Genomic DNA, 22,254 nt, shown 5'->3' with positions numbered 1-22,254 from the left:
ACTCTCTAAACAGATTCCAATATACATAGGTCATAACGTGCTGGATAGAATTAAAGTCTGCTTTACGGAAAGTATTCAAACTCAGATCGCAGCAGCAGAAGCATTACCCGACGCAATATCGCGCGCGGCAATGCTGATGGTTCAATCACTGCTGAACGGCAATAAAATTCTTTGTTGTGGTAACGGCGCCTCAGCCGCAACCGCACAGCGTTTTGCCGCCAGCATGATAAACCGCTTTGAAACAGAGAGGCCAAGTCTGCCGGCGCTGTCTCTGAATACTGATAATGTGGTGATCACGGCCATTGCCAACAGTAAACAGCCTGACGAAATCTACGCCAAGCAAGTCAGGGCGTTGGGGCATGCTGGAGATGTCCTGCTCGCCATTTCTACCCATGGTAACAGCCGGGATATCATCAAAGCCGTGGAAGCAGCTGTCACACGCGATATGACGATTGTCGCACTGACAGGCTACGATGGAGGTGAAGTGGCAGGGTTGCTTGGCCCGCAAGATGTTGAAGTCCGTATCCCCTCACATCACAGCATCAGGGTTCAAGAAGTTCATATGTTGACAATCAATTGCCTGTGCGACTTAATCGACAATACGTTATTTCCTCATCAGGATGAATAAGGAGCCCAATAATGCGGTTATTTTCTCTATTATTGCTATGTTTTAGTGCAATGTTATTGCAAGGATGCATTGGTGCCGCTGTCGTGGGTTCAGCTGCGATTGCGACAAAAGCCGGTTCAGATCCACGGACAGTTGGGCAACAAGTTGATGATACTACTCTGGAAGCCCGAATCAGCAATGCCATCAGCAAAGATCCACAAATTAAGGCACAAGCCCGCGTGGTAGCAACAGTATACCAAGGCAAGGTTCTTTTAACCGGACAAAGCCCCAATATGGCGCTGGCTGATAAAGCAAAGCAAATTGCGTCAAAGGTTGAAGGGACTGAGGTGGTCTATAATGAGATCCGCCAAGGCAATCCTGTTTCACTGGGAACAGCTTCCTCAGACACTTGGCTGACCACCAAAGTTCGCTCCAAGATTTTAGGCAGTGATGCCGTTAAATCATCCAGCATCAAAGTGGTAACAGAAGATGGTGAGGTATTTTTATTTGGTATCGTGACTAAAGAAGAAGGCGCCGCCGCGGCAAAAATTGCCAGCGAAACCAGTGGCGTTAAACGGGTCACCACCGCATTTACCTATCTCAACTGACTATCTCAACTGAAAATCATCAAGGCGGCACGACTCCATGCCGCTTTTTTATTTGCTGCTCTTAAGACTTCCCCTAAATCATAAAAAATTGAATTTAATCAATATCTTCAATCAATAAATCACCTTTAACTACAGGTAATTGATTTTATATAAACTTTATCCCTAATGTGCCGATTAATTATTAATCATTACATTAGGGATATAAAAAGTTAAATGAAAACAATAATGAATCGCTGTACCTGCAAGAACTGGCCTACCTGCGGCAACTGGCGCGGCTGACACTGATACGGAACACCATGATTTTGCATAAATAATGAGGGATACGAGAAATGAGCAAACTGGAACCGACGGATTGCATTGATTGCCAGAAGATACTGAAACACTGGGTTGAATTTCAGCTGGTGGATGAACAGGGAGAACCGCTGGCAGGGATACCTTATAAACTGAAAAGCCGGGGGAATAAAAGTATTGTGCGAACGGGGACCACGGATGGGAATGGCTTATTACGCGAAGAAGATCTTCCACCTATGCCGGTCACATTAACGGTTGCCGCACAGCCTTTGGCTGATAAAGTGGCACAGTGCCCGGCGCGGCCAGATACCGGGCAAGCCGGCAATCTTCAGGTCAGGGAAAATAGCTATTATGGCGGACATGCCTATCATTATATTCCGCTGGGTGGTGTCAGTGATGCTTATCCCAAAGTCACCGGCTGGAAAGAAGAAGAGCTAAAAGCCTCTGAACATTTTAAAGACTCGACATTAACCGGATTCACCGCCCACCCCCTTAACCGGCGGTATGTACTGGAAATTCAGGCAATAGAAAGTGGTATCAATTTGATTATTGGCGTCTTTTTTGATGGGACGGGGAATAATACTGACAATATTGACGAACGCTTTGCATGTTCTCCCGAACAGATTGGCTTAACACAAAAACAGGTTAACGATTTTACCTGTTCATTTGACCAGTTTGGTAAACGCGGCAATACCTCACGGATCAGTTATGATGGTTACTACACTAATGTGCATTTTTTGCATCAAATATATAAGGAAGAGCAAATTAGTGAAAACAACCATCAACGCAAGGTCTATATCGAGGGTATCGGCACTCAGGCAGGAGAATCGGACAATATTATCGGATATGGTCTGGGGGTCGGTGAAACCGGCGTGGCAGCAAAAACCGATATGGCTATCCAGAAAATAAAAGCCGAAATTTCGATCTTTTTAAAAGAAACAAAGCGCTGTGTAAAATCCCTGCAATTCGATATCATCGGTTTTAGCCGGGGTGCGGCGGCGGCACGTCATTTTGCTAACCGTATCTACCACAAAGACCCTGCCTTAGCGCAGATGCTGGCAGCATGTTTTACTGAACAGCAACGCTATCTGGATAACGCCCGTTACCCGACGGGAACAACCCGTTTTTTGGGCATCTTTGATACTGTTGCTGCCATTGGGATACCCGGTAATGGACTTAACCCCCACAATGCAGATACCGGCGATATTGATATCCGCTTACCCGCAGGTATTGCAAAGCATATTTTCCACATTACGGCCATGAATGAGTGTCGTTATAACTTTTCTTTAAATAGCATCAAACCGGATTACCCAGAACTGGTCTTACCTGGTGCACATTCCGATATTGGTGGGGGGTATAACTCGGAAGAAACGGAGAACTGGTTTATCACCCGACCGCGGATCGCCACGGTGGATGAAAGTATCCCCGATAATGCCACCTCAGTTTATAAAAAAGCGCAGGAAGAGCTTGGTCAGCTTAAAACATATCCCACCATTGCGCCCTTGCTGATTGGCAATCATGTCAAGGTTGAAGTCTGGCAAAATCCCTATTTTCAGCCCCGCAATGAGAAAGAGATGTTTAAAAGGCAGGTTTCAGCGGCAGCGGTACTTTCCCGTAAGATAACCAATGACTGGTCAAAAGTCGTGATGCAGGTAATGCAGGATGCCGCTCAAGAGGCGGGTATAATCTTTGATAAACCAAATGAAAGTGTTAAGTACCACCAGCTTACGCCGAAACTCCAGCCATTGGCAGAAAAAGCCATTGCGCAGGGTCGTGCCATCCGGCAAGGTCAACAACCAGTCCCTTTTACGGAAGAAGAACTTGCCTTTATTCAGGCCAAATATGTTCACTGCTCCTCTCACTGGAATACCGTTAAACTCAAAAAGGAGAAAATTCAGGGCGGTGTTTACTCCGTCGAATTATTCAGTTTTGTCAATCGTCCTTGTGAAAAATGGCACCGAGCTGTTTTTGATATCACCCGTAAGGAAATCTCATCATGAAAAGAAAAATCTTAATATCACTGCTGGGTTTTGGGCTGGTATGGGGCTTAGCGGCCTGCCAGTCTTACCCACCCGGAAAGCGGGTGGTGACCTACAAACCTATTGTACGTAAAAGTGAGCCGCTGCCTTATGATAAATGGTGGTTTAAATTTTATACACCAGAATATTTTCCCATCAGTATCAGCTTTGTCCAGTTTCAGGATGAGGATAATTATATTATTCAAAAATTTATGCCAGATGGTGCCAATTCAAATTATCGTAGCGTAACGACGTGGAGTAAAAAATTGGGGGTGAGTGGGGAGGGCATCAGAAACCATGGCGAAGCGCTTCCCAAGCGGCTGATGGTTTGTTGGGATTCTGTGATTGATAAAAAATCCTTCCAGACCCTGTTTAACTTCACACCTGAGGTTCGGCAACTGATGCGTGAGCCTGCTTTCTATCCGGGTTATGAAAAACAGCCACCTGATTACCGAGATACGATATTCATTGGTCTGGCTCCGGGGGGGGCTGCCCGTGCTTGGTTACGCGGCATCGATAAAAACAACGGCGATAATATCCTGATCTCTACGGGTGAATCGGTTTCCGGCGATAAGATGACTGTGTGTCAGGGAAAAACCAACGTACTTAATGGCTATGGTGAGTATCCTGAATACATCAGGAACTTTATCAAAGGAAAAACCTATCCCTATGGTGAATGGTGATCACCGCTATTGGTGGCTATACCTATCAGGGCGTGCCTGTTGCCAGTGAGGGTGATTTAGTTATTTGCCCAAAATGCGAGGGAACGTATCCGATTATCGAAGGGAGTGAATCGTTGAAGTCGCAGGGTACGCCTATTGCGTTGGAAGGTATGCAAATAGCCTGTGGCGCTCAGCTGATTGCCAGCCAGAAAGATTTTCTGGCTTAAACAGGACGAATATCCGCCTTATTTTCTATAAGGTGGAGAAACGCAAATTGAGTGTGGCAGTATCGTAGGGAGAAGAAAGGGCTTATCGCCCCTCCCATCGCAAATCATTTTGCTTTAAATAATTCTCCCCTCCCAGCAACTGCATTTGTCGCAAAATCCATTTCTGGCGTTGTAACACATAAGCAGAAGGCGCATTCACTTTATAACGATGAGGATTCGGCAATACTGCGGCAAGCAATGCGGCTTCAGAAGCGGTCAATCGTCTGGCAGGTTTGCCAAAGTAATGCTGAGCTGCTGCTTCCACACCAAAAATGCCATTGCCAAATTCAACAATATTAAGATAGACCGTCAAAATACGTTTCTTTGACCAGAATAATTCCAGTATGGAAGTTAATCCCGCTTCCAATCCTTTTCTCACCCAACTACGTCCTTCCCATAGAAATAAATTCTTAGCTGTTTGCTGAGAAATTGTCGATGCACCCCGTATACGTCTCTGATATTTTTTATTATGAGCTATAGCAGTTTCGATAGCATCGAAATCAAATCCCCAATGTTGTGGAAACTTTTGATCTTCGGCGGCAATAACGGCTAATGCCATATAAGGTGAGATTTGATTCTGAGCTATCCATGTGGAGCGAGAAACATAAGATAAATTAATTGACAATAAGGCGTTCACTTGCCGCTCTACCATCATCATAGAAAATGGCACCGGCAGAAACGAAAACGCGATTACAGCAACAAACCATAGAACTGTGATCGACAAGACAATTCTTTTCAGCCAACGCCATAATATTAAAAAAGGATTTATCATCCAGTTACTCAATCATTTCCAATATTTTCTTAACCAGCTTATCAATCCCTTTTTCTGCCTGAGATAAGGATTCAGCCAGCATATAGGCTGGTGTTGTTACAATTTTATTTGCAAAATCAACAACAATATCATCAACTGGACATTCTACGTGTATACCTCCCATTTCTTCTATTTTAGCCGCAGTTTCAGGATCATTGCCGATGGTAACTTTTATCGATTTACCTAATATTTTAGGCACCATCACAGGAGAAATACACATAAAGCCCATTGGTTTGCCTTGTTGATGCATTGCCCGCACAATACTTAATAATTCTTTATTTATATCACAATCTGATCCTTTAAATGCGAAATTACATAAATTCTTGGCTACTCCAAAGCCGCCTGGAATAATCAATGCATCCAATGCATTAATATCAACTTTAGATAAAGATTGTATATTTCCACGTGTTATACGGGCAGATTCCTCCATTATGCGTCTGCTTTCTTGTTTCACCTCTCCATTAACATGATTAATTACATGATGTTGTGCATCATCAGGTGCAAAAAAGGACACTTCAGCGCCAAGACGGCTTAAAGAGAGCATAGTCAGGACTGATTCGTGAATTTCACTTCCATCGTACACTCCACAACCACTCAATATAATGGCAACAGATTTCATATTTCTCTCCATTTGTAGTAGATTAATGCTTAACCCCTTAGAGGGTTAAACACCAATCTTCATCACAGATTTTAATGAATCTTGTAACAAAAAATCTTATCTTTGCTATGTTGGTACCTGTGTTCTGTGTGGAAGAATTTTTTAACTACTCGCACCGAAAACAAATCTTAGATAAGCGGGTAAACAAGTTTCCCTGGTGTTGGCGCAGTATTCGCGCACCCCAACTTCGGTTGGGGTTATTTTTTTGTAGCATCCGACAACCAGTTTCTCAATGTTTCTATATCATTCTTCCATTCTAACTTTAACTCATCCACCCATTCCTGAACGTTATCCCACCATGCCGGTAGATCCGGAGATTGAATTTGCTGAGCCAGCTGCTGCAAGTGGCGTAATCCGACAGAACCTGCCGCTCCCTTGATTTTGTGGGCTTCTTCCGTAATTCCTTTCTGATCTCTGGCAGTCATGTTTAAGTCCAGCAAGGCAAGGTAACTGGGCATCATGGTTTCAAAAATTACCAGATTATCAGCAATCATTTTAGGCCCAACCAATTCGATATATTGGTTAAGCATCTCCATATCGAGCAGTTCTTCATCCTGTGTCACAATATTAGCCTTTTGTGGTGTATTTTCAGGTTCAAATGCCTTACCCCAATATTTTTCCATCACGGCCGTTAACTCTTTAACGGAGAGCGGCTTATTGAGGACATCATCCATGCCAGCATCAAGATATTCTTTTTTATCTTTCAATACATTAGCTGTCAGGGCAATCAATGGGGGTAAAGATTGGCTGGAGTAACGCTGGTGTAATTTGCGGGCAATATCAAGCCCTGTCATATCCGGCAATTGGATATCCAACAACACCAAGTCATATTCTTCAGGATCGAACATTGCCAGTGCATCATGACCATTCATGGCAACATCCACACTGTTCCCCAGCTTTTCCAGTACGGAACGGGCAACAATGACGTTCAGTTCAATATCTTCCACCAACAGGATGTTCAGTGCCGGTAATGGCAGGGTATCCTGCGCTTCTTTCCCTTTAAGGTGTTCATCAATGACAGGGGTAACAACAGACAAAGTAAAGCAGGAGCCGTGTCCCAGCGAACTTGTTACCGTAATGTCACCACCCATAGCCTGAGCAAGGCGCTTCGAGACTGCAAGACCAATGCCTGTTCCTGTCGCAGGGCGCCCACCAGCACTGTCTGTCACTTGGTAGTACATGGCAAAGATTTTTTCCAGCTCATTGGCAGGAATGCCAATACCAGAATCTGTAACTTCAAAAAACAGCCACTCTCCCTCTTCACGCCAGATACGAACCCGGATTTCCCCTTCTGGTGTAAATTTCACGGCATTACTGATCATGTTCCACAGGATTTGCCGCAAACGGGTTCCGTCAGTCACTACCTTGGCAGGCAACGGTTGTTCCGGCTCCATCACGAATTTAATACCTTTCGGTTGTACCAGCAGCCCTGCAATGTTCTCCAGGTCAGCCATAAAACCGGTGAAATCAATTGGCTGGTTATCAAGCTGGACTTTGCGGCGCTCAATTTTATCTAACTCAATGATATCATTGAATATATTACCCAATGTAATTGCGCTGACATGAATAGTTTTCAGATATTTGCACTGTTCTGGTGTTACATCGGTATCCATCAGAATCCGGCTCAGGCCAATGATGCCATTTAAAGGCGTACGAAGCTCATGGCTAATCGTAGAGATAAAAGTCGTCTTATCCCTGCTGGCATTCTCCAACGCGTCCTGATAGCGCTTACGCTCCGTAATATCGCGTCCAAACCCCATTAGCCCATGTCGTTTCCCGACACGATCATAAAAAGGGACTTTCCGGAGTTCAAAACAAGCCTTGCGCCCGTCAGGATAAACCAGCCATTGCTCGTAAGTCAGGGATACATTGTGACGAAATACTTTTTCATCGGTTTCCATTACCTTCTTGGCAATTTCTTTATCGTAAACATCCTTCGGAGTCAGGCCGATAAGCTGCTTCTCACTTTTGCCTGTCAGCAGTTCCACCGCCCTATTACAGCCAGAAAATTCGTCGTCTTCATTGCGGTAATAAACCAGATCAGGAGATGCATCCAGAAATGAACGGAGCAAAATGGATTGCTGCTCAAGTTCAATCTGAGTTTTTTCACGATATTCCATTTCTAATTTGAGTTTATTCAATAACACCAGATGCGCTTTTTCCGCTTTCTCTCTTTCGGAAATTTCTTGATTCAATTGGGCAATATTTTCTTTGAGTTGCAGATTCAATTCCGCATCACGCTGGCGCATTTCCTCAAGTTTTGCGACCAGACTGGATAAACGCTGACGGGATTCTTCCAGTTGTTCTACCACAATAGAAAGAAAATAAACCGCCCAAGGAGTGATTAACAAACCAAAAAAGATCGAGCGGATTAAATCAATGCCCTGCACCTCCCCGTGCAATACGAATGTCACCGCCATTTGCATAGCCATTGCAAGAATAACCAGAGCAGATGCGAGCAATATTGAAAAACGCACTAACCCTAGCTTCATCATCAAATCTACATAATATTGGGCAAGTTCCCGAATCAGCTTCATAACCACTCCAAGTCAAAACTATTTCCAGTAAAGTCATCAGATTGAATCATAACGTAAAAAAGACTCAACTTCGTTGAGGGATATCACCTGACACCAGAGACATAAAAACTCACAAAAATAGAATATTTAATCATAAAATTTCTCAATTTATTTTTTAGAGCAAAAAGCAATCGATAATTTATTCTTATCTCACACAAAACACACTTGATAATTTCGATATATTTACAAAATTAAGATTAAATATCTAAAAAAACTTAATTTAATAGCATATATGAAACAAATAATTCCGTTGATTTAGTGATATAGCTCACATCATGTAACACTCATGATCTAGTTCACAAAATACAAAATCACATAATTTCTTCTTTTAATTTAATACTATGGATAAATATCAATAATAATAAACCTGATTTTCCACGATTTGACCTGCCCTATTTTTCTCTATAAGTTGGGAATTCACTGAAAATTCCATATCGAACAATCGTCCGATTCATATTTATGCAGTGATATGACATGAAACATAACATCATTTTGATTTACCGCTTGTTGTTGCAAATAAAAATTGCAAATAAAACAAGTGGCGTTTGCTGAGGGCGCAAATCAGACGCCTATAGAAATAATATATCTATACCATCTCGCGAGTGATGTGAGAACCGGACAGAACTTGGGGAGCTTTACAATGTTGTATAATAAATTGCAGGAAAAAGATAACTGTGGCTTTGGATTAATTGCACATATTGAAGGTGAGCCAAGCCACAAGGTGGTGCGCACAGCCATACATGCGCTGGCTCGGATGCAGCATCGGGGCGCGATTTTGTCAGATGGCAAAACCGGTGATGGCTGTGGTTTATTAATGCAAAAGCCAGATCGTTTTTTTCAGATGATTGCCAGCGAGCAGTCGTGGCGACTCGCCAAAAACTACGCCGTCGGTATGCTGTTTCTAAGTCAGGATGCCAAAATTGCCCAATCATGCCGTGACATCGTAGAACAAGAATTACAAAACGAAACCCTTTCTATTGTTGGCTGGCGGGAAGTCCCCATCAACCGAGATATTTTGGGTGAGATTGCCCTGTCAAGCCTTCCTCGTATTGAGCAGATTTTTATCAATGCGCCTGCCGGATGGCGGACACAAGATATGGAGCGCCGATTGTTCGTTGCCCGGCGCCGTATAGAAAAACACATTACCGACAACGATTTTTATGTTTGCAGCCTGTCCAATCTGGTCACGATTTACAAAGGGCTGTGCATGGCGGCTGATCTACCCCGTTTCTATCCAGATTTGGCCGATTTACGGATGGAGTCTTCTATCTGCCTGTTCCACCAGCGTTTTTCAACCAATACGGTTCCTCGCTGGCCACTGGCACAACCTTTCCGTTATCTGGCCCACAACGGAGAGATCAACACCATTACAGGAAACCGCGAATGGGCCAAAGCCAGAGCCTATAAATTCCGTACGCCACTCATTCCTGATTTATATACCGCCGCGCCTTTCGTTAATGAAACCGGTTCCGATTCCAGTTCGTTAGACAATATGCTGGAGCTGTTTCTCAATGGTGGCATGGATTTAATTCGCGCAATGCGCCTGCTGGTCCCACCTGCATGGCAGAATAATCCCGATATGGATGATGACCTGCGCGCATTCTTCGATTTCAATTCCATGCATATGGAACCCTGGGACGGGCCTGCCGGCATCGTGATTTCTGATGGGCGCTATGCAGCCTGTAATCTGGACAGAAACGGCTTACGCCCAGCCCGTTATGTGATTACTACGGATAAACTGATCACTTGTGCGTCTGAAGTGGGCATTTGGGATTACAAGCCCGATGAAGTCGTGGAAAAGGGGCGTGTAGGGCCGGGCGAATTGATGGTCATTGATACCTATGAAGGCCGTATTCTGCATTCCGCTGAAACTGACAATGATTTGAAAATCCGTCATCCTTATAAAGAGTGGTTAGAGAAAAACGTCAGGCGTTTGACTCCATTTGAAGAACTACCGGAAGATCAGGTCGGGCAAAGAGATTTGGATGATCGGCTGTTGGCAACTTATCACAAGCAATTTGCCTACAGTAATGAAGAGCTGGATCAAGTTATTCGTACCCTTGGCGAAAATGCACAAGAAGCGACAGGCTCTATGGGAGATGATACACCGTTCGCCGTTCTTTCCCGCCGCCCGCGCATCATCTATGATTACTTCCGCCAACAGTTTGCCCAAGTGACCAACCCTCCCATTGATCCACTGCGTGAAGCTCATGTCATGTCGCTGTCTACCCGCATTGGGCGGGAGATGAATGTCTTTTGTGAAGCAGAAGGGCAAGCGCATCGATTGAGCTTTGAATCACCTGTTCTGCTCTACCCAGACTTCGTGCAGCTCACGACACAGAAAGAGCCATATTACCGTGCTGACACACTGGATTTGACTTTCAATCCGCAGGAAACCAGTCTTAAAAATGCGGTTTACACCTTGTGCAAGGAAGCAGAGAAACTTGTCCGTAACGGTTCGGTATTGCTGGTATTATCTGATCGCAATATTTCATCAGAAAGATTGCCAATCCCTGCGCCAATGGCCGTCGGTGCTATTCAGCATTGTCTGGTTGAAAAAAACCTGCGCTGTGATGCCAACTTGATTGTGGAGACCGCCAGTGCGCGTGATCCGCACCATTTTGCCGTATTGCTGGGTTTTGGTGCTACCGCTGTCTACCCTTATCTGGCCTATGAGTCTCTGGGAAAGATGGTAGATGATGGCACAATCAATACCCCCTATCCCCGCGTTATGCTGAATTATCGCAACGGCATTAATAAAGGGTTGTATAAGATTATGTCCAAAATGGGCATCTCTACGATCTCCTCTTATCGCTGTTCTAAATTATTCGAGGTTGTAGGCTTACATTCTGATGTAACAAACATTTGCTTCAATGGTGTCGTCAGCCGCATTGAAGGGGCAGATTTCAGCGACTTTGAACAAGATCTGCTTAATCTTTCCAAGCGGGCATGGCTGCAACGTCACACCATCGATCAGGGTGGTTTGCTTAAGTATGTTCACAATGGAGAATACCACGCTTATAACCCCGATGTTGTCAGCACATTGCAAGCTGCAGTTCATAGTGGCAAATACAGTGATTACCAGAAATACTCTGAATTGGTGAACAGGCGTCCCGTTGCAACATTGCGGGATCTGTTGGCAATTTCTCCCCAGAGTGAACCCATCTCCATTGAGGATGTTGAACCCTCAGAAGCTTTGTTTAAGCGTTTTGATACCGCTGCCATGTCGATTGGTGCACTAAGCCCTGAAGCTCATGAGGCATTGGCAGAAGCGATGAATGCCTTGGGAGGGTTTTCCAATTCCGGTGAAGGTGGGGAAGATCCGGCTCGTTACGGCACAAAAAAAGTTTCCCGCATTAAGCAGGTTGCCTCCGGTCGGTTTGGCGTTACACCAGCGTATCTGGTCAATGCCGATGTCATTCAGATCAAAGTTGCACAAGGTGCGAAACCGGGTGAAGGTGGTCAGTTGCCGGGAGATAAAGTCACACCTTATATTGCCAGATTGCGTTACTCCGTACCCGGTGTCACACTGATTTCGCCACCACCTCATCACGATATTTACTCTATCGAAGATCTGGCCCAACTGATTTTCGATCTTAAACAAGTCAATCCAAAGGCCCTGATTTCAGTCAAACTGGTTTCAGAGCCGGGTGTGGGAACCATCGCCACAGGCGTAGCCAAAGCTTATGCCGACCTGATTACTATTGCTGGTTATGACGGAGGAACCGGAGCAAGCCCCCTGTCCTCTGTAAAATACGCCGGTTGCCCGTGGGAATTGGGGCTTGTGGAAACTCAGCAGGCGCTGGTTGCCAATGGGCTGCGCCATAAAATCCGCCTTCAGGTTGACGGCGGTTTGAAAACCGGGGTTGATATCATCAAAGCAGCGATTTTGGGTGCGGAAAGTTTTGGTTTCGGCACAGGTCCCATGGTTGCCCTCGGCTGTAAATATTTGCGGATCTGCCACTTAAATAACTGTGCGACGGGTGTGGCAACACAAGATGAAAAATTGCGTCAATCTCATTATCACGGTCTGCCGGAAAGAGTGATTAATTACTTCCGCTTTATTGCGCAGGAGACACGCGAGCTAATGGCACAATTGGGTGTGAAAACACTCACTGGCTTAATTGGCCGAACAGATTTGCTGACGATACTGGAGGGTATCTCCGCCAAACAAAATAAACTCTGTCTTGAGCCGTTGCTGGAAACAGCTGAACCTCATGCTGGCAAAGCGTTGCATTGCACAGAAGGCAATCCACCTTTTGATCAAGGTGAACTAAATAAGTCCATCGTCGCCCACGCTATGCCTTATGTGGAAAATTCACAGAGTAAAACGTTCTATTTTGATATTCAAAATACCGACCGCTCTATTGGTGCTGCTCTCTCTGGTGAAATTGCGACTCGATATGGCGATCAAGGACGGGCAGCTGATCCGATCAAACTGAATTTCACCGGAACAGCAGGACAGAGTTTTGGTGTCTGGAATGCCGGCGGTGTCGAACTGACTTTAACTGGCGATGCCAACGATTATGTCGGCAAAGGTATGGCAGGAGGTCGTATTGCCATCCGCCCTCCGGTCGGTTCAGCATTCAAAAGTAATGAGACTACTATTATCGGTAATACCTGCCTTTATGGTGCAACAGGCGGAAAACTGTTTGCTGCCGGACGTGCCGGTGAACGTTTCGCAGTCCGTAATTCAGGTGCCATCACCGTTATTGAAGGGATTGGCGATAATGGCTGTGAATATATGACCGGCGGTATTGTCTGTGTTCTCGGCGGCACTGGCGTAAATTTCGGTGCTGGCATGACAGGTGGTTTCGCTTATGTACTTGATGAATTTGATGGTTTTCGCAAACGCGTCAATCCAGAGCTGGTGGAGGTACTCTCAATGGATACCCTTGCTATTCACAAAGAACATCTGCGTGGGTTAATTACTGAACACGTGCACCTGACGGGTTCTCCACATGGCGAAAGCATACTGGAAAACTGGTCACAATGGGTCGATAAATTTGCGCTGGTTAAACCTAAATCCAGTGATGTCAGCGCGTTGTTGGGACACCGTAGCCGCTCCTCTGCGGAATTGCGGGTTCAGGCGCAGTAAGGAGTCAATAATGAGCCAGAATGTTTATCAATTTATCGACTTACAGCGTGTCGATCCGCCTAAGAAATCGTTGAAAATCCGCAAAATAGAATTTGTGGAAATTTATGAACCTTTTTCAGAGAGTCAGGCACAAGCACAGGCAGATCGCTGCCTTGCCTGTGGTAACCCTTATTGTGAATGGAAATGTCCTGTACACAATTATATTCCAAACTGGCTGAAACTGGTCGATGAAGGTCGCATAATCGAAGCGGCTGAGTTGTCACACCAGACAAATAGCCTGCCAGAAGTCTGCGGGCGGGTTTGCCCCCAAGATCGCTTGTGTGAAGGTGCCTGTACACTCAATGATGACTTTGGTGCTGTCACCATTGGCAACATTGAGCGCTATATCAACGACAAAGCTATCGCAATGGGCTGGAAGCCTGATATGTCACATGTAACCCCAACAGGCAAACGCGTGGCTGTGATTGGTGCCGGCCCTGCGGGATTATCGTGTGCTGATGTTCTGACGCGCAACGGTGTGCAAGTCGTTGTTTACGATCGTCATCCCGAAATTGGTGGCTTACTCACATTCGGCATTCCCGCTTTTAAACTGGAAAAAGAAGTGATGATCCGTCGCCATGAAATGTTCTCCGAAATGGGTATCGAATTCTGCTTGAATACGGAGATAGGTAAAGACATCACGCTGGCTGAACTCACCGCAGAATTTGATGCTGTATTTCTTGGTATTGGTACCTATCAATCCATCCACGGCGGACTGGAAAATGAAGATACGGATGGTGTTTATGATGCCCTGCCTTTTTTAATCGCTAATACTCGTCAGTTAATGAGCTATCCTTCCCTGCCGGAACAGCCCTTTGTTGATATGAAAGGCAAGCGCGTCTTGGTTCTGGGAGGCGGTGATACTGCGATGGATTGCGTTCGTACTTCGATTCGTCAAGGTGCAACCCATGTTATTTGTGCCTATCGGCGGGATGAAGAAAATATGCCGGGTTCCCGCCGTGAAGTAAAAAATGCCAAAGAAGAAGGTGTAGAATTTCGCTTCAATCTCCAGCCCGTCAGCATTGAGATTAACGATGCAGGGCATGTTTGCGGCGTCAAAGTGGTGAAAACACAACTGGGTACCATGGATGAAAAAGGCCGCCGCCAAGCGGAACTCATTCAGGACTCAGAATTCCTGATAGAAACTGATGCTGTGATCATGGCATTTGGCTTCAAACCTCACACAATGAACTGGCTGGATGAACATCAGATTAATCTTGATCAAAAAGGGCGCATCATTGCCCCGGAATCCAGCGATCTCCCCTTCCAAACCAGTAACGCCAAAATATTCGCTGGGGGAGACGCAGTACGTGGCTCTGATCTAGTCGTCACTGCAATTGCAGAAGGCAGAAAAGCCGCATCAGGCATCCTTGACTATCTTGAAATATAAAACGCCATACCCCTCTTCTTTCCTTCTATTATTTCTCCGGTCAAAAGACCGGAGAAAACTCCAGTAAAATAAAAAATTACTATTTTTTATTTTCTTCTTACTACCATACAGGTTGTATTTTTTTGCTTTATGCGATTATTCTTATATCCTAAAATCAAATATTTAAATTTAATATCGCATTCATTACAACAACACAACAATAGTGCAATACCGTAATACAGCAATAAGGTTCATTTTTTTCATAAAGAAAGTTTCTTATCTTAAATGATTTAATAGAAATAAATTAAAAGACCGTAAAAGTGATAATTACAGGAAGAAATTTATGCGCTTATTCACCCAGACATTCTTCTTATCTTGCATATTCTGGATTAGTGTACCCTCAATTGCCGGACTCTCTACCTCTGCTGAAATTATGCAGCAAGTGCAGGAGAGAGGGGTGAACTCTGTTGTAGCAGAATTAGGTGAAAGCTATGAGTCGGAAAAGATTGTGGATAGTATTGCTGCTGGTGATAGCGAATGGCTACAGGTTGCCTTTGTATTATTCCCGAATATCCATCCAAAATTTTCAAAACAAATTCTTGAGTCCTTATCGTCTGCTTTGATTAATAATACCGAAGAGGTATTATCACTAACAGAAAAATATCGTACTCCCGCATTTTCGGATATCTGTAATATTCCCCCATCAATAGTCAGTCCAGCACAACAAAAATCATTTATTAATAATATGGTCAGTAGCTTAAATAAGGTAAAAAATTCAGGTTCTGGAAAAAATCGGGACAATATAGAAATGTGTCTGTGGGAATTGGAGAGAATTTATGGTGATTACTTTTAACATCAAAGCTGACTTTTACCCAAAATTAATTTCTATAAAAATCAAGGAGAACGATGTCTCCTTTATTTTTATACCCGTCATATTTCAAGTTGCAGAACAGAGACAACTTGAAATCGGTTAGTTAGATATAGAACATTGCGTAATTATTTTATCACACGCAAAGTCGGACGCCCTTTTGGTGGTTGAGGAGGATCATCATCTGGTGAGTCCTCATCATGAGGAGTTTTTTTACTGTGGAGTAGTACCAGATTATCTGCGACTGGCAAATCCGAATATTTCTCTTCAAATTCGCCATTCGCTTCATAAGCGAATTCTGGCTCAAACATCATTCCAGCGCCATTTTCACGGGCATAAACCGCAACAACAGCCTCCATCGGGACTGAAACTTGACGGGCAACACCGCCAAAACGGGCATTGAATCTAACTTCATCGTTAGTCAATTCCAGATTGCCAACCGCCCTTGGCGAGATATTCAGGATGATTTGCCCATTTTGTGCATACTCCATCGGGACGTTAACTCCATAAAAGCTAACGTCCACAATCAGATGCGGAGTCATGTCATTATCCAACAGCCACTCATAATGTGCCCGCAATAGATAAGGGCGACGTGGAGACATTTGAGTCATCTCCATAAATTAACTCCGTGATTGTAAACGCATTTCACGTTCTGCTTCTGTTAATGAAGCCAAGAATGCGTCACGCTCAAATACACGTTGCATATAGACTTGAAGGTCTTTCGCACCTGGGCCAGACAGTTCTACTCCCAAAACAGGCAAACGCCATAGCAGTGGACACAGGTAACAATCCACCAGACTAAATTCTTCACTCATGAAGAATGGCATTTCTCTGAAAATAGGCCCGATAGCCAACAATTCCTCAGCAAGCTGTTTTCTCGCAGCATTAGCTTCCTGGACATTTCCTTTCTGAATTTTGTACATCAGGGAATACCAATCTTTTTCAATTCTATGCATCATCAGGCGGCTGGAGCCACGAGCGACAGGATACACAGGCATGAGTGGTGGATGCGGGAAACGCTCATCCAGATATTCCATAATGATACGAGAATCATACAGAGTCAGCTCACGATCAACGAGAGTAGGAACAGATTGGTACGGATTCAAATCGATCAAATCCTGCGGTAAATTACCTGCTTCAACGTGTTCGATTTCAACGCTGACCCCCTTTTCCGCCAGTACAATCCGCACTTGATGGCTAAAAATGTCGGTCGGGCCGGAAAACAGAGTCATTACCGAACGTTTGTTGGCAGCGACAGCCATGAAAACCTCCAAGTTTATCTAAAAAAGGAACGAACAGCCCTTTAATTAACAGCGGCTATTCTCGCTCATATTCTCATCCTGTTTCGCACTTATTATCCGAGGCCATCCCTTTCAATCTTTCAAATAACAGCCTTGTTCACTGTAACGAGAAAGCTATCGGAGATGTCTTTTACCTCTGCCAAATCAGGCAAACTCATGGATAAGGCAAAAAATTGTTACTAGTTTACCAGATTCTGCACATTTTGTGGGGAAGTACATTGAGAATTAATGATGAAATGTTGGTGTCTAGAATTTTATCTCTTTAATATGCTATTTTTTTTCGAAAAAAAGGAATTATCAAAGTAAAAAATTCGAAGGGATAAAAAACCCGCCATAAAAATGACGGGTTTTCAACTTTAATCCACAGCCACAAGTGTGGCAACAAATTAACGTTTGGAGAACTGTGGACGACGACGTGCTTTGCGCAGACCCACTTTTTTACGTTCAACTTCACGAGCATCGCGAGTAACGAAGCCAGCTTTGCGAAGATCAGAACGCAGAGTCTCGTCATAAGCCATCAGTGCACGGGTGATACCGTGACGGATTGCGCCTGCCTGACCAGAAATACCACCACCTTTAACAGTGATGTACAGATCCAGTTTGCCCAGCATTTCAACCAGCTCCAGTGGTTGACGAACAACCATGCGCGCAGTTTCACGACCGAAGTAAACTTCGAGGCTGCGTTGGTTGATTACGATGTTACCGCTACCTGGCTTAATAAAGACTCGAGCGGAAGAGCTTTTGCGGCGACCAGTGCCGTAGTATTGATTTTCAGCCATTGCCTATAATCCCGATTAAATGTCCAGAACTTGTGGTTGCTGTGCCGCGTGGTTGTGCTCGCTGCCCGCGTAAACTTTCAGTTTACGGTACATTGCACGACCCAGTGGCCCTTTTGGCAGCATGCCTTTAACCGCGATTTCAATGACACGCTCAGGACGGCGGGCAATCATCTCTTCAAAGGTCGCTTGCTTGATACCACCGATGTGGCCAGTGTGGTGATAATAGATTTTGTCAGCACGTTTGTTGCCGGTTACAGCAACTTTCTCTGCGTTAACAATAATGATGTAGTCACCAGTATCAACGTGCGGAGTATATTCCGCTTTGTGCTTGCCGCGCAGACGGCTAGCTATTTCAGTTGCAAGACGGCCTAAGGTTTTGCCATCTGCGTCAACAACATACCAGTCGCGTTTTACGGTTTCTGGTTTAGCTGTAAAAGTTTTCATTAAAGCTTACCCAATTATAAGTTACACGTTGGTGAACACTCGATGTTCAGAAACTGTTTTTTTGAGGTTCACACGAATCATGTCCAGCAAACCTACCCCTTCGAATAGCCTATGCCGGCACTAATGCAAGTTTTTCGGGAAATAAAAAATCTTGCTGTAACGTGGGGTCGCAAGATTATAGAGAAGTCATCGTAAAAAATCGACCCCAAATTCAATAATTATCCCATTGGGTGATATTGCCTTTATTTCAGCGATAAATACATCAGAGTAGATTCAGGGCAAATGAGGTAATTTAAGATATTCCTCACTTTGCATTTCCTGTAATCGTGACAGGCAACGGCGGAACTCAAACTCAAGCAGTTCTCCCTGATAAATTTGCTCCATAGATACCTCAGCACTGATGATGAGTTTCACCTGGCGTTCATAGAATTCATCCACCAGAGCAATGAAACGCCGAGCCGCATTTTCATTCAGTGTCCTCATGATTGGCGTGTCATGCAGCAAAACGGTGTGATACAGCTTCGATAACGCAATGTAATCCACCTGACTACGAGGATCTTCACACAGTGTTTTGAAATTAATTGCCAATACCCCATCAACGCTACTGATTGTGGGCATACTGCGATGATTAATCTCCAATACCGGATTAGGTTCACCTTCCTGTCCCGCCAGACGCAGAAACATGCGACGCATTTCCTGTCGATTTTCCTCCGACAATGGCGTCAGATAGAGATGCGCTTGTGTGAGTGTCCGCAATCGATAATCAATCCCTGCATCCACATTCATTACACTACAATACTCTTTGATTTGTTCAATGGCAGGTAGGAAACGTGCTCGCTGCAATCCATTTCGATATAGCTCATCAGGCGGAATATTAGAGGTTGCCACCAATCCAATTCCCCGCGCAAAGAGGGCTTCCAGTAACGTACCGAGGATCATCGCATCCGTTATATCTGAAACGAAAAATTCATCAAAACAGAGAATATCTGTTTGTGCTTTGAAACCATCAGCCACTACCTCCAAAGGATTTTCATGCCCTTGTAAAGCGGTTAATTCTTCATGTACTCGTAACATGAAACGATGAAAATGGAGACGCAGCTTACGCTCAGTGGGCAAGCTTTTATAAAACATATCCATCAACCATGTTTTGCCACGTCCGACACCTCCCCACATATAAAGTCCCTGAACCGGACGACACTGCACAGGAGCTTTCCGGCCAAACAACCGACCCAATATTCCTTTCAACCGATTGGACGGTGGAGAATGGCAAGGACGGAAGTTGACAAGGTCACGATGAATAATATCCAAATATGCAACGGTATCGCGCTGTACATCGTCAGGTTGATACTGACCATTAGACAGTGCAGATTGATAGAGGAATGAAGGTGTAATCGGTGACATGAAAGTAACAATCCTTAAAAGTTTTTTATTCTCAACACGTATGACATCTTACGGAGAAGAGCCGCACCAATTTTGCAAATAATTCGCTGCACGCCCGGACAAATTTGTATAAAATTAACACATTAGGCAGTACATAAATTAATTAAATAATAATCAATATTCCACTCTAACTAAATTAGCGGTTATAGTGGTAGTAATGATATTTCAGAACAATGATGTTACTAAAGGAGTTGCCATGACTTGGGAATATGCACTGATCGGGTTAATCATTGGTTTTATCGGCGGCGCACTGGCTGTCCGCTTTGGTAGCTCAAAGCTACGTCAGCAAAATGCACTACAGGCAGAATTAGAAAAAAACCGGGCTGAATTAGAAGAATACCGCAAAGAGCTGGTCAGCCATTTCGCCCGCAGTGCTGAGTTACTGGACAATATGGCTCGCGATTATCGTCAGCTATATCAGCATATGGCTAAAAGTTCCAACGATCTCATGCCCAATATACCAGTACAAGACAATCCCTTTAATTATCGTCTCGGCGAATCCGAAGCCGAGAAAAATAAAATAGCGGCAGACAAGCCTCCACGGGACTACTCTGAGGGTGCATCAGGACTCTTCCGCCCCATTCAAGATAAAAAATAATAATCACACCTGCCGTGGCAACAGTAAGTGCCACGGCCCATCAATATCTATTTTATCTGATGAAAAAAGTTTTGTACTTTAATTTTAATTCACGTAAATACCTGTAAAGAAGCCCAGAGAAACTACATTATTAGTGAACTTTGCTGAATAATCAGTAGTCATAAAAACATCGAAACAATTATGCTTAGAGCCTATCCCACCGAGCGTAATTGCCGGGGGAAGCTGAATCTCCTGACAGGATAGGCTTCTTAAGTACGATTTCCCTTTCTGACTTAGGTATTAAGAGAACGTATTCAATGAAAAGAAAAAATACATTGCTTAGCGCACTCGCAATCAGTATTGGATTATCTTTAGCTTCAGTTCCAATGGTAAGCAATGCAGCTTTACCTGCTGCAATGGCCTCTCAAGAATTACCCAGCCTCGCTCCCATGCTGGAAAAAGTGCTTCCTTCTGTTGTGACTGTACATGTTTCAGGCACTGAAATGCAAAATCAGCAGCTCCAGTTACCGGAAGATTTTCAATTCTTCTTTGGGCCAGGTTTTCCTTCACAAGAACAAAGAAGCCGTCCATTTAAAGGATTAGGATCTGGCGTTATTATTGACGCAGAGAAAGGTTATGTGCTGACCAATAGCCATGTCATTGAGAATGCAAATAAAATGCGCGTTCAATTAAACGATGGCCGTGAGTATTCAGCCAAACTCATCGGGCGAGACCCACAAACTGATATTGCACTTTTGCAGTTGAAAGATGCCAAAAACTTAACGACTATCAAGTTTGCTGACTCCGATCAACTGCGCGTTGGGGATTATGCTGTTGCAATCGGCAACCCATTTGGGTTAGGACAAACTGTGACATCGGGGATCATTTCCGCCCTTGGTCGCAGTGGGTTGAATCTGGAGGGTTTGGAAAATTTCATCCAGACCGATGCCTCCATTAACCGTGGCAATTCCGGCGGAGCATTAATTAACCTGAAAGGCGAGTTAATCGGTATTAACACCGCCATCATAGCACCGAATGGCGGTAATGTTGGTATCGGTTTTGCCATCCCCAGTAATATGGCCAAAAACCTTGCCGCACAGCTCATTTCCAACGGAGAAGTCAAACGCGGCATACTCGGCATTAAGGGCATAGAAATGACCGCAGACATTGCCCAAGCGCTCAAGATTGATGCGCAGCAAGGTGCCTTTGTCAGCGAAGTTATACCTAAATCAGCAGCAGCGAAAGCGGGTATCAAATCAGGAGATGTACTGGTTTCCTTTGACGGCAAAAAAATTAACAGTTTTGCAGAATTGCGAGCGAAGATTGGCACAACAGCTCCGGGTAAAGAAGTCAAAATTGGTTTACTGCGTAAAGGGAGACCCCTTGAAGTCACAGTAACATTGGATAACAATGAAGATAGTTCAACCAAAGCAGAAAAACTGAGTAACGCTCTGCAGGGTGCTACCCTGAGCAATGCCACAGTAAAAGACACTCAAGGCATCAAAGTGGACACTATTATTCAGAATTCACCTGCTGCGTTGTCCGGTTTACAGAAAAATGACTTAATTGTTGCTGCCAATAATACCCGTATCAGAAGTATTAACGAATTGCGTAAGGTTATTGAAAACAAGCCGTCTGTTATCGCGCTGAACATCTTGCGAGGTGACAATAACGTTTATCTATTACTGCGTAATTAATCCGTTTAATATTGAAAATGCAATCTAACACCCATTAGGCACAATAGATTTCAAGTTGCAACCTGAAATGATGAAAGGAACAGACACAGTATTATGCTGTGTTTGTTCATTTTCATGCTACTCTTTTTTCACCTATTTACTTACT

At 44.3% G+C, this 22,254-nt stretch carries 17 protein-coding genes and 1 pseudogene; 10 read left to right on the top strand and 8 right to left on the bottom strand.

Features of this window, described 5'->3' with window-relative positions; genetic code table 11:
• Positions 1-37 precede the first annotated feature (37 nt).
• The 5 genes from diaA to AC5JQI_RS02370 all read left to right on the top strand — a co-directional run bounded on the left by diaA (position 38) and on the right by AC5JQI_RS02370 (position 4,413).
• The gene (gene diaA, locus AC5JQI_RS02390) at positions 38-628 is read left to right on the top strand and encodes a DnaA initiator-associating protein DiaA (protein ID WP_493913599.1); all 591 of its coding nucleotides are present in this window, start codon (positions 38-40) and stop codon (positions 626-628) included.
• An 11-nt stretch (positions 629-639) separates the two neighbouring features.
• Positions 640-1,215 carry a division/outer membrane stress-associated lipid-binding lipoprotein gene (dolP, locus tag AC5JQI_RS02385; RefSeq protein ID WP_493913598.1) on the top strand — a complete coding sequence of 192 codons (576 nt, stop codon included), beginning with the start codon at positions 640-642 and terminating at the stop codon, positions 1,213-1,215.
• A 329-nt stretch (positions 1,216-1,544) separates the two neighbouring features.
• A complete protein-coding gene (locus AC5JQI_RS02380; RefSeq protein ID WP_493913597.1) occupies positions 1,545-3,506 on the top strand; it encodes a T6SS phospholipase effector Tle1-like catalytic domain-containing protein in 1,962 nt (653 codons plus the stop codon).
• Positions 3,503-4,207, top strand: a complete 705-nt coding sequence (locus AC5JQI_RS02375) for a DUF2931 family protein (protein WP_493913596.1) — start codon at positions 3,503-3,505, stop codon at positions 4,205-4,207. Before AC5JQI_RS02380 ends, AC5JQI_RS02375 begins: the two co-directional genes overlap by 4 nt.
• On the top strand, positions 4,201-4,413 hold the full coding sequence (locus AC5JQI_RS02370) for a PAAR domain-containing protein (protein ID WP_493913595.1): 213 nt from the start codon (positions 4,201-4,203) through the stop codon (positions 4,411-4,413). Before AC5JQI_RS02375 ends, AC5JQI_RS02370 begins: the two co-directional genes overlap by 7 nt.
• Before the next feature lie 82 nt (positions 4,414-4,495).
• On the opposite strand, the gene mtgA is transcribed toward AC5JQI_RS02370, so the two are convergent.
• The 3 genes and pseudogenes from mtgA to arcB form a co-directional block, all read right to left on the bottom strand.
• Positions 4,496-5,224: a monofunctional biosynthetic peptidoglycan transglycosylase gene (gene mtgA / locus AC5JQI_RS02365; RefSeq protein WP_493913594.1), complete on the bottom strand. Its 729-nt coding sequence runs from the start codon at positions 5,222-5,224 to the stop codon at positions 4,496-4,498.
• A gap of 4 nt (positions 5,225-5,228) precedes the next feature.
• Positions 5,229-5,882, bottom strand: coding sequence for an isoprenoid biosynthesis glyoxalase ElbB (gene elbB, locus AC5JQI_RS02360; protein ID WP_237386565.1), 654 nt, complete (start codon positions 5,880-5,882; stop codon positions 5,229-5,231).
• Positions 5,883-6,027: 145 nt separating this feature from the next.
• A pseudogene (gene arcB / locus AC5JQI_RS02355) lies at positions 6,028-8,458 on the bottom strand (aerobic respiration two-component sensor histidine kinase ArcB).
• A gap of 679 nt (positions 8,459-9,137) precedes the next feature.
• Here arcB and gltB point away from each other — a divergent pair.
• From gltB to AC5JQI_RS02340, 3 genes are all read left to right on the top strand, one after another.
• Positions 9,138-13,595, top strand: coding sequence for a glutamate synthase large subunit (gene gltB, locus AC5JQI_RS02350; RefSeq protein ID WP_493913593.1), 4,458 nt, complete (start codon positions 9,138-9,140; stop codon positions 13,593-13,595).
• Positions 13,596-13,605: 10 nt separating this feature from the next.
• Positions 13,606-15,024 carry an FAD-dependent oxidoreductase gene (locus AC5JQI_RS02345; protein ID WP_493913592.1) on the top strand — a complete coding sequence of 473 codons (1,419 nt, stop codon included), beginning with the start codon at positions 13,606-13,608 and terminating at the stop codon, positions 15,022-15,024.
• 322 nt (positions 15,025-15,346) lie between these two features.
• Complete coding sequence (locus AC5JQI_RS02340) at positions 15,347-15,856, top strand: hypothetical protein (RefSeq protein ID WP_493913591.1); 510 nt, start codon at positions 15,347-15,349, stop codon at positions 15,854-15,856.
• Between the two features lie 143 nt (positions 15,857-15,999).
• Here the strand turns inward: AC5JQI_RS02340 and sspB are convergent, their stop codons facing one another.
• The 5 genes from sspB to zapE form a co-directional block, all read right to left on the bottom strand.
• Entirely contained in the window at positions 16,000-16,488 is a 489-nt protein-coding gene (gene sspB / locus AC5JQI_RS02335) for a ClpXP protease specificity-enhancing factor (protein ID WP_493913590.1), read from the bottom strand.
• Between the two features lie 3 nt (positions 16,489-16,491).
• Entirely contained in the window at positions 16,492-17,133 is a 642-nt protein-coding gene (gene sspA, locus AC5JQI_RS02330; protein WP_237386559.1) for a stringent starvation protein SspA, read from the bottom strand.
• Positions 17,134-17,558: 425 nt separating this feature from the next.
• Positions 17,559-17,951: a 30S ribosomal protein S9 gene (gene rpsI, locus AC5JQI_RS02325; protein ID WP_010847761.1), complete on the bottom strand. Its 393-nt coding sequence runs from the start codon at positions 17,949-17,951 to the stop codon at positions 17,559-17,561.
• Positions 17,952-17,966: 15 nt separating this feature from the next.
• On the bottom strand, positions 17,967-18,395 hold the full coding sequence (gene rplM, locus AC5JQI_RS02320; protein ID WP_012990147.1) for a 50S ribosomal protein L13: 429 nt from the start codon (positions 18,393-18,395) through the stop codon (positions 17,967-17,969).
• A 273-nt stretch (positions 18,396-18,668) separates the two neighbouring features.
• Positions 18,669-19,796: a cell division protein ZapE gene (gene zapE, locus AC5JQI_RS02315; protein ID WP_493913589.1), complete on the bottom strand. Its 1,128-nt coding sequence runs from the start codon at positions 19,794-19,796 to the stop codon at positions 18,669-18,671.
• Positions 19,797-20,031: 235 nt separating this feature from the next.
• Between zapE and zapG the strand changes: the two genes are divergently transcribed.
• Both zapG and degQ read left to right on the top strand, forming a co-directional pair.
• On the top strand, positions 20,032-20,433 hold the full coding sequence (gene zapG / locus AC5JQI_RS02310) for a Z-ring associated protein ZapG (protein ID WP_493913588.1): 402 nt from the start codon (positions 20,032-20,034) through the stop codon (positions 20,431-20,433).
• A gap of 296 nt (positions 20,434-20,729) precedes the next feature.
• Positions 20,730-22,109: a serine endoprotease DegQ gene (gene degQ / locus AC5JQI_RS02305; protein WP_493913587.1), complete on the top strand. Its 1,380-nt coding sequence runs from the start codon at positions 20,730-20,732 to the stop codon at positions 22,107-22,109.
• Positions 22,110-22,254 lie beyond the last annotated feature (145 nt).

The organism is Xenorhabdus sp. XBWT (genome assembly GCF_059072735.1).
Note: the sequence above shows the minus strand (reverse complement) of the source record. Positions and strands in the feature narration are given on the sequence as shown.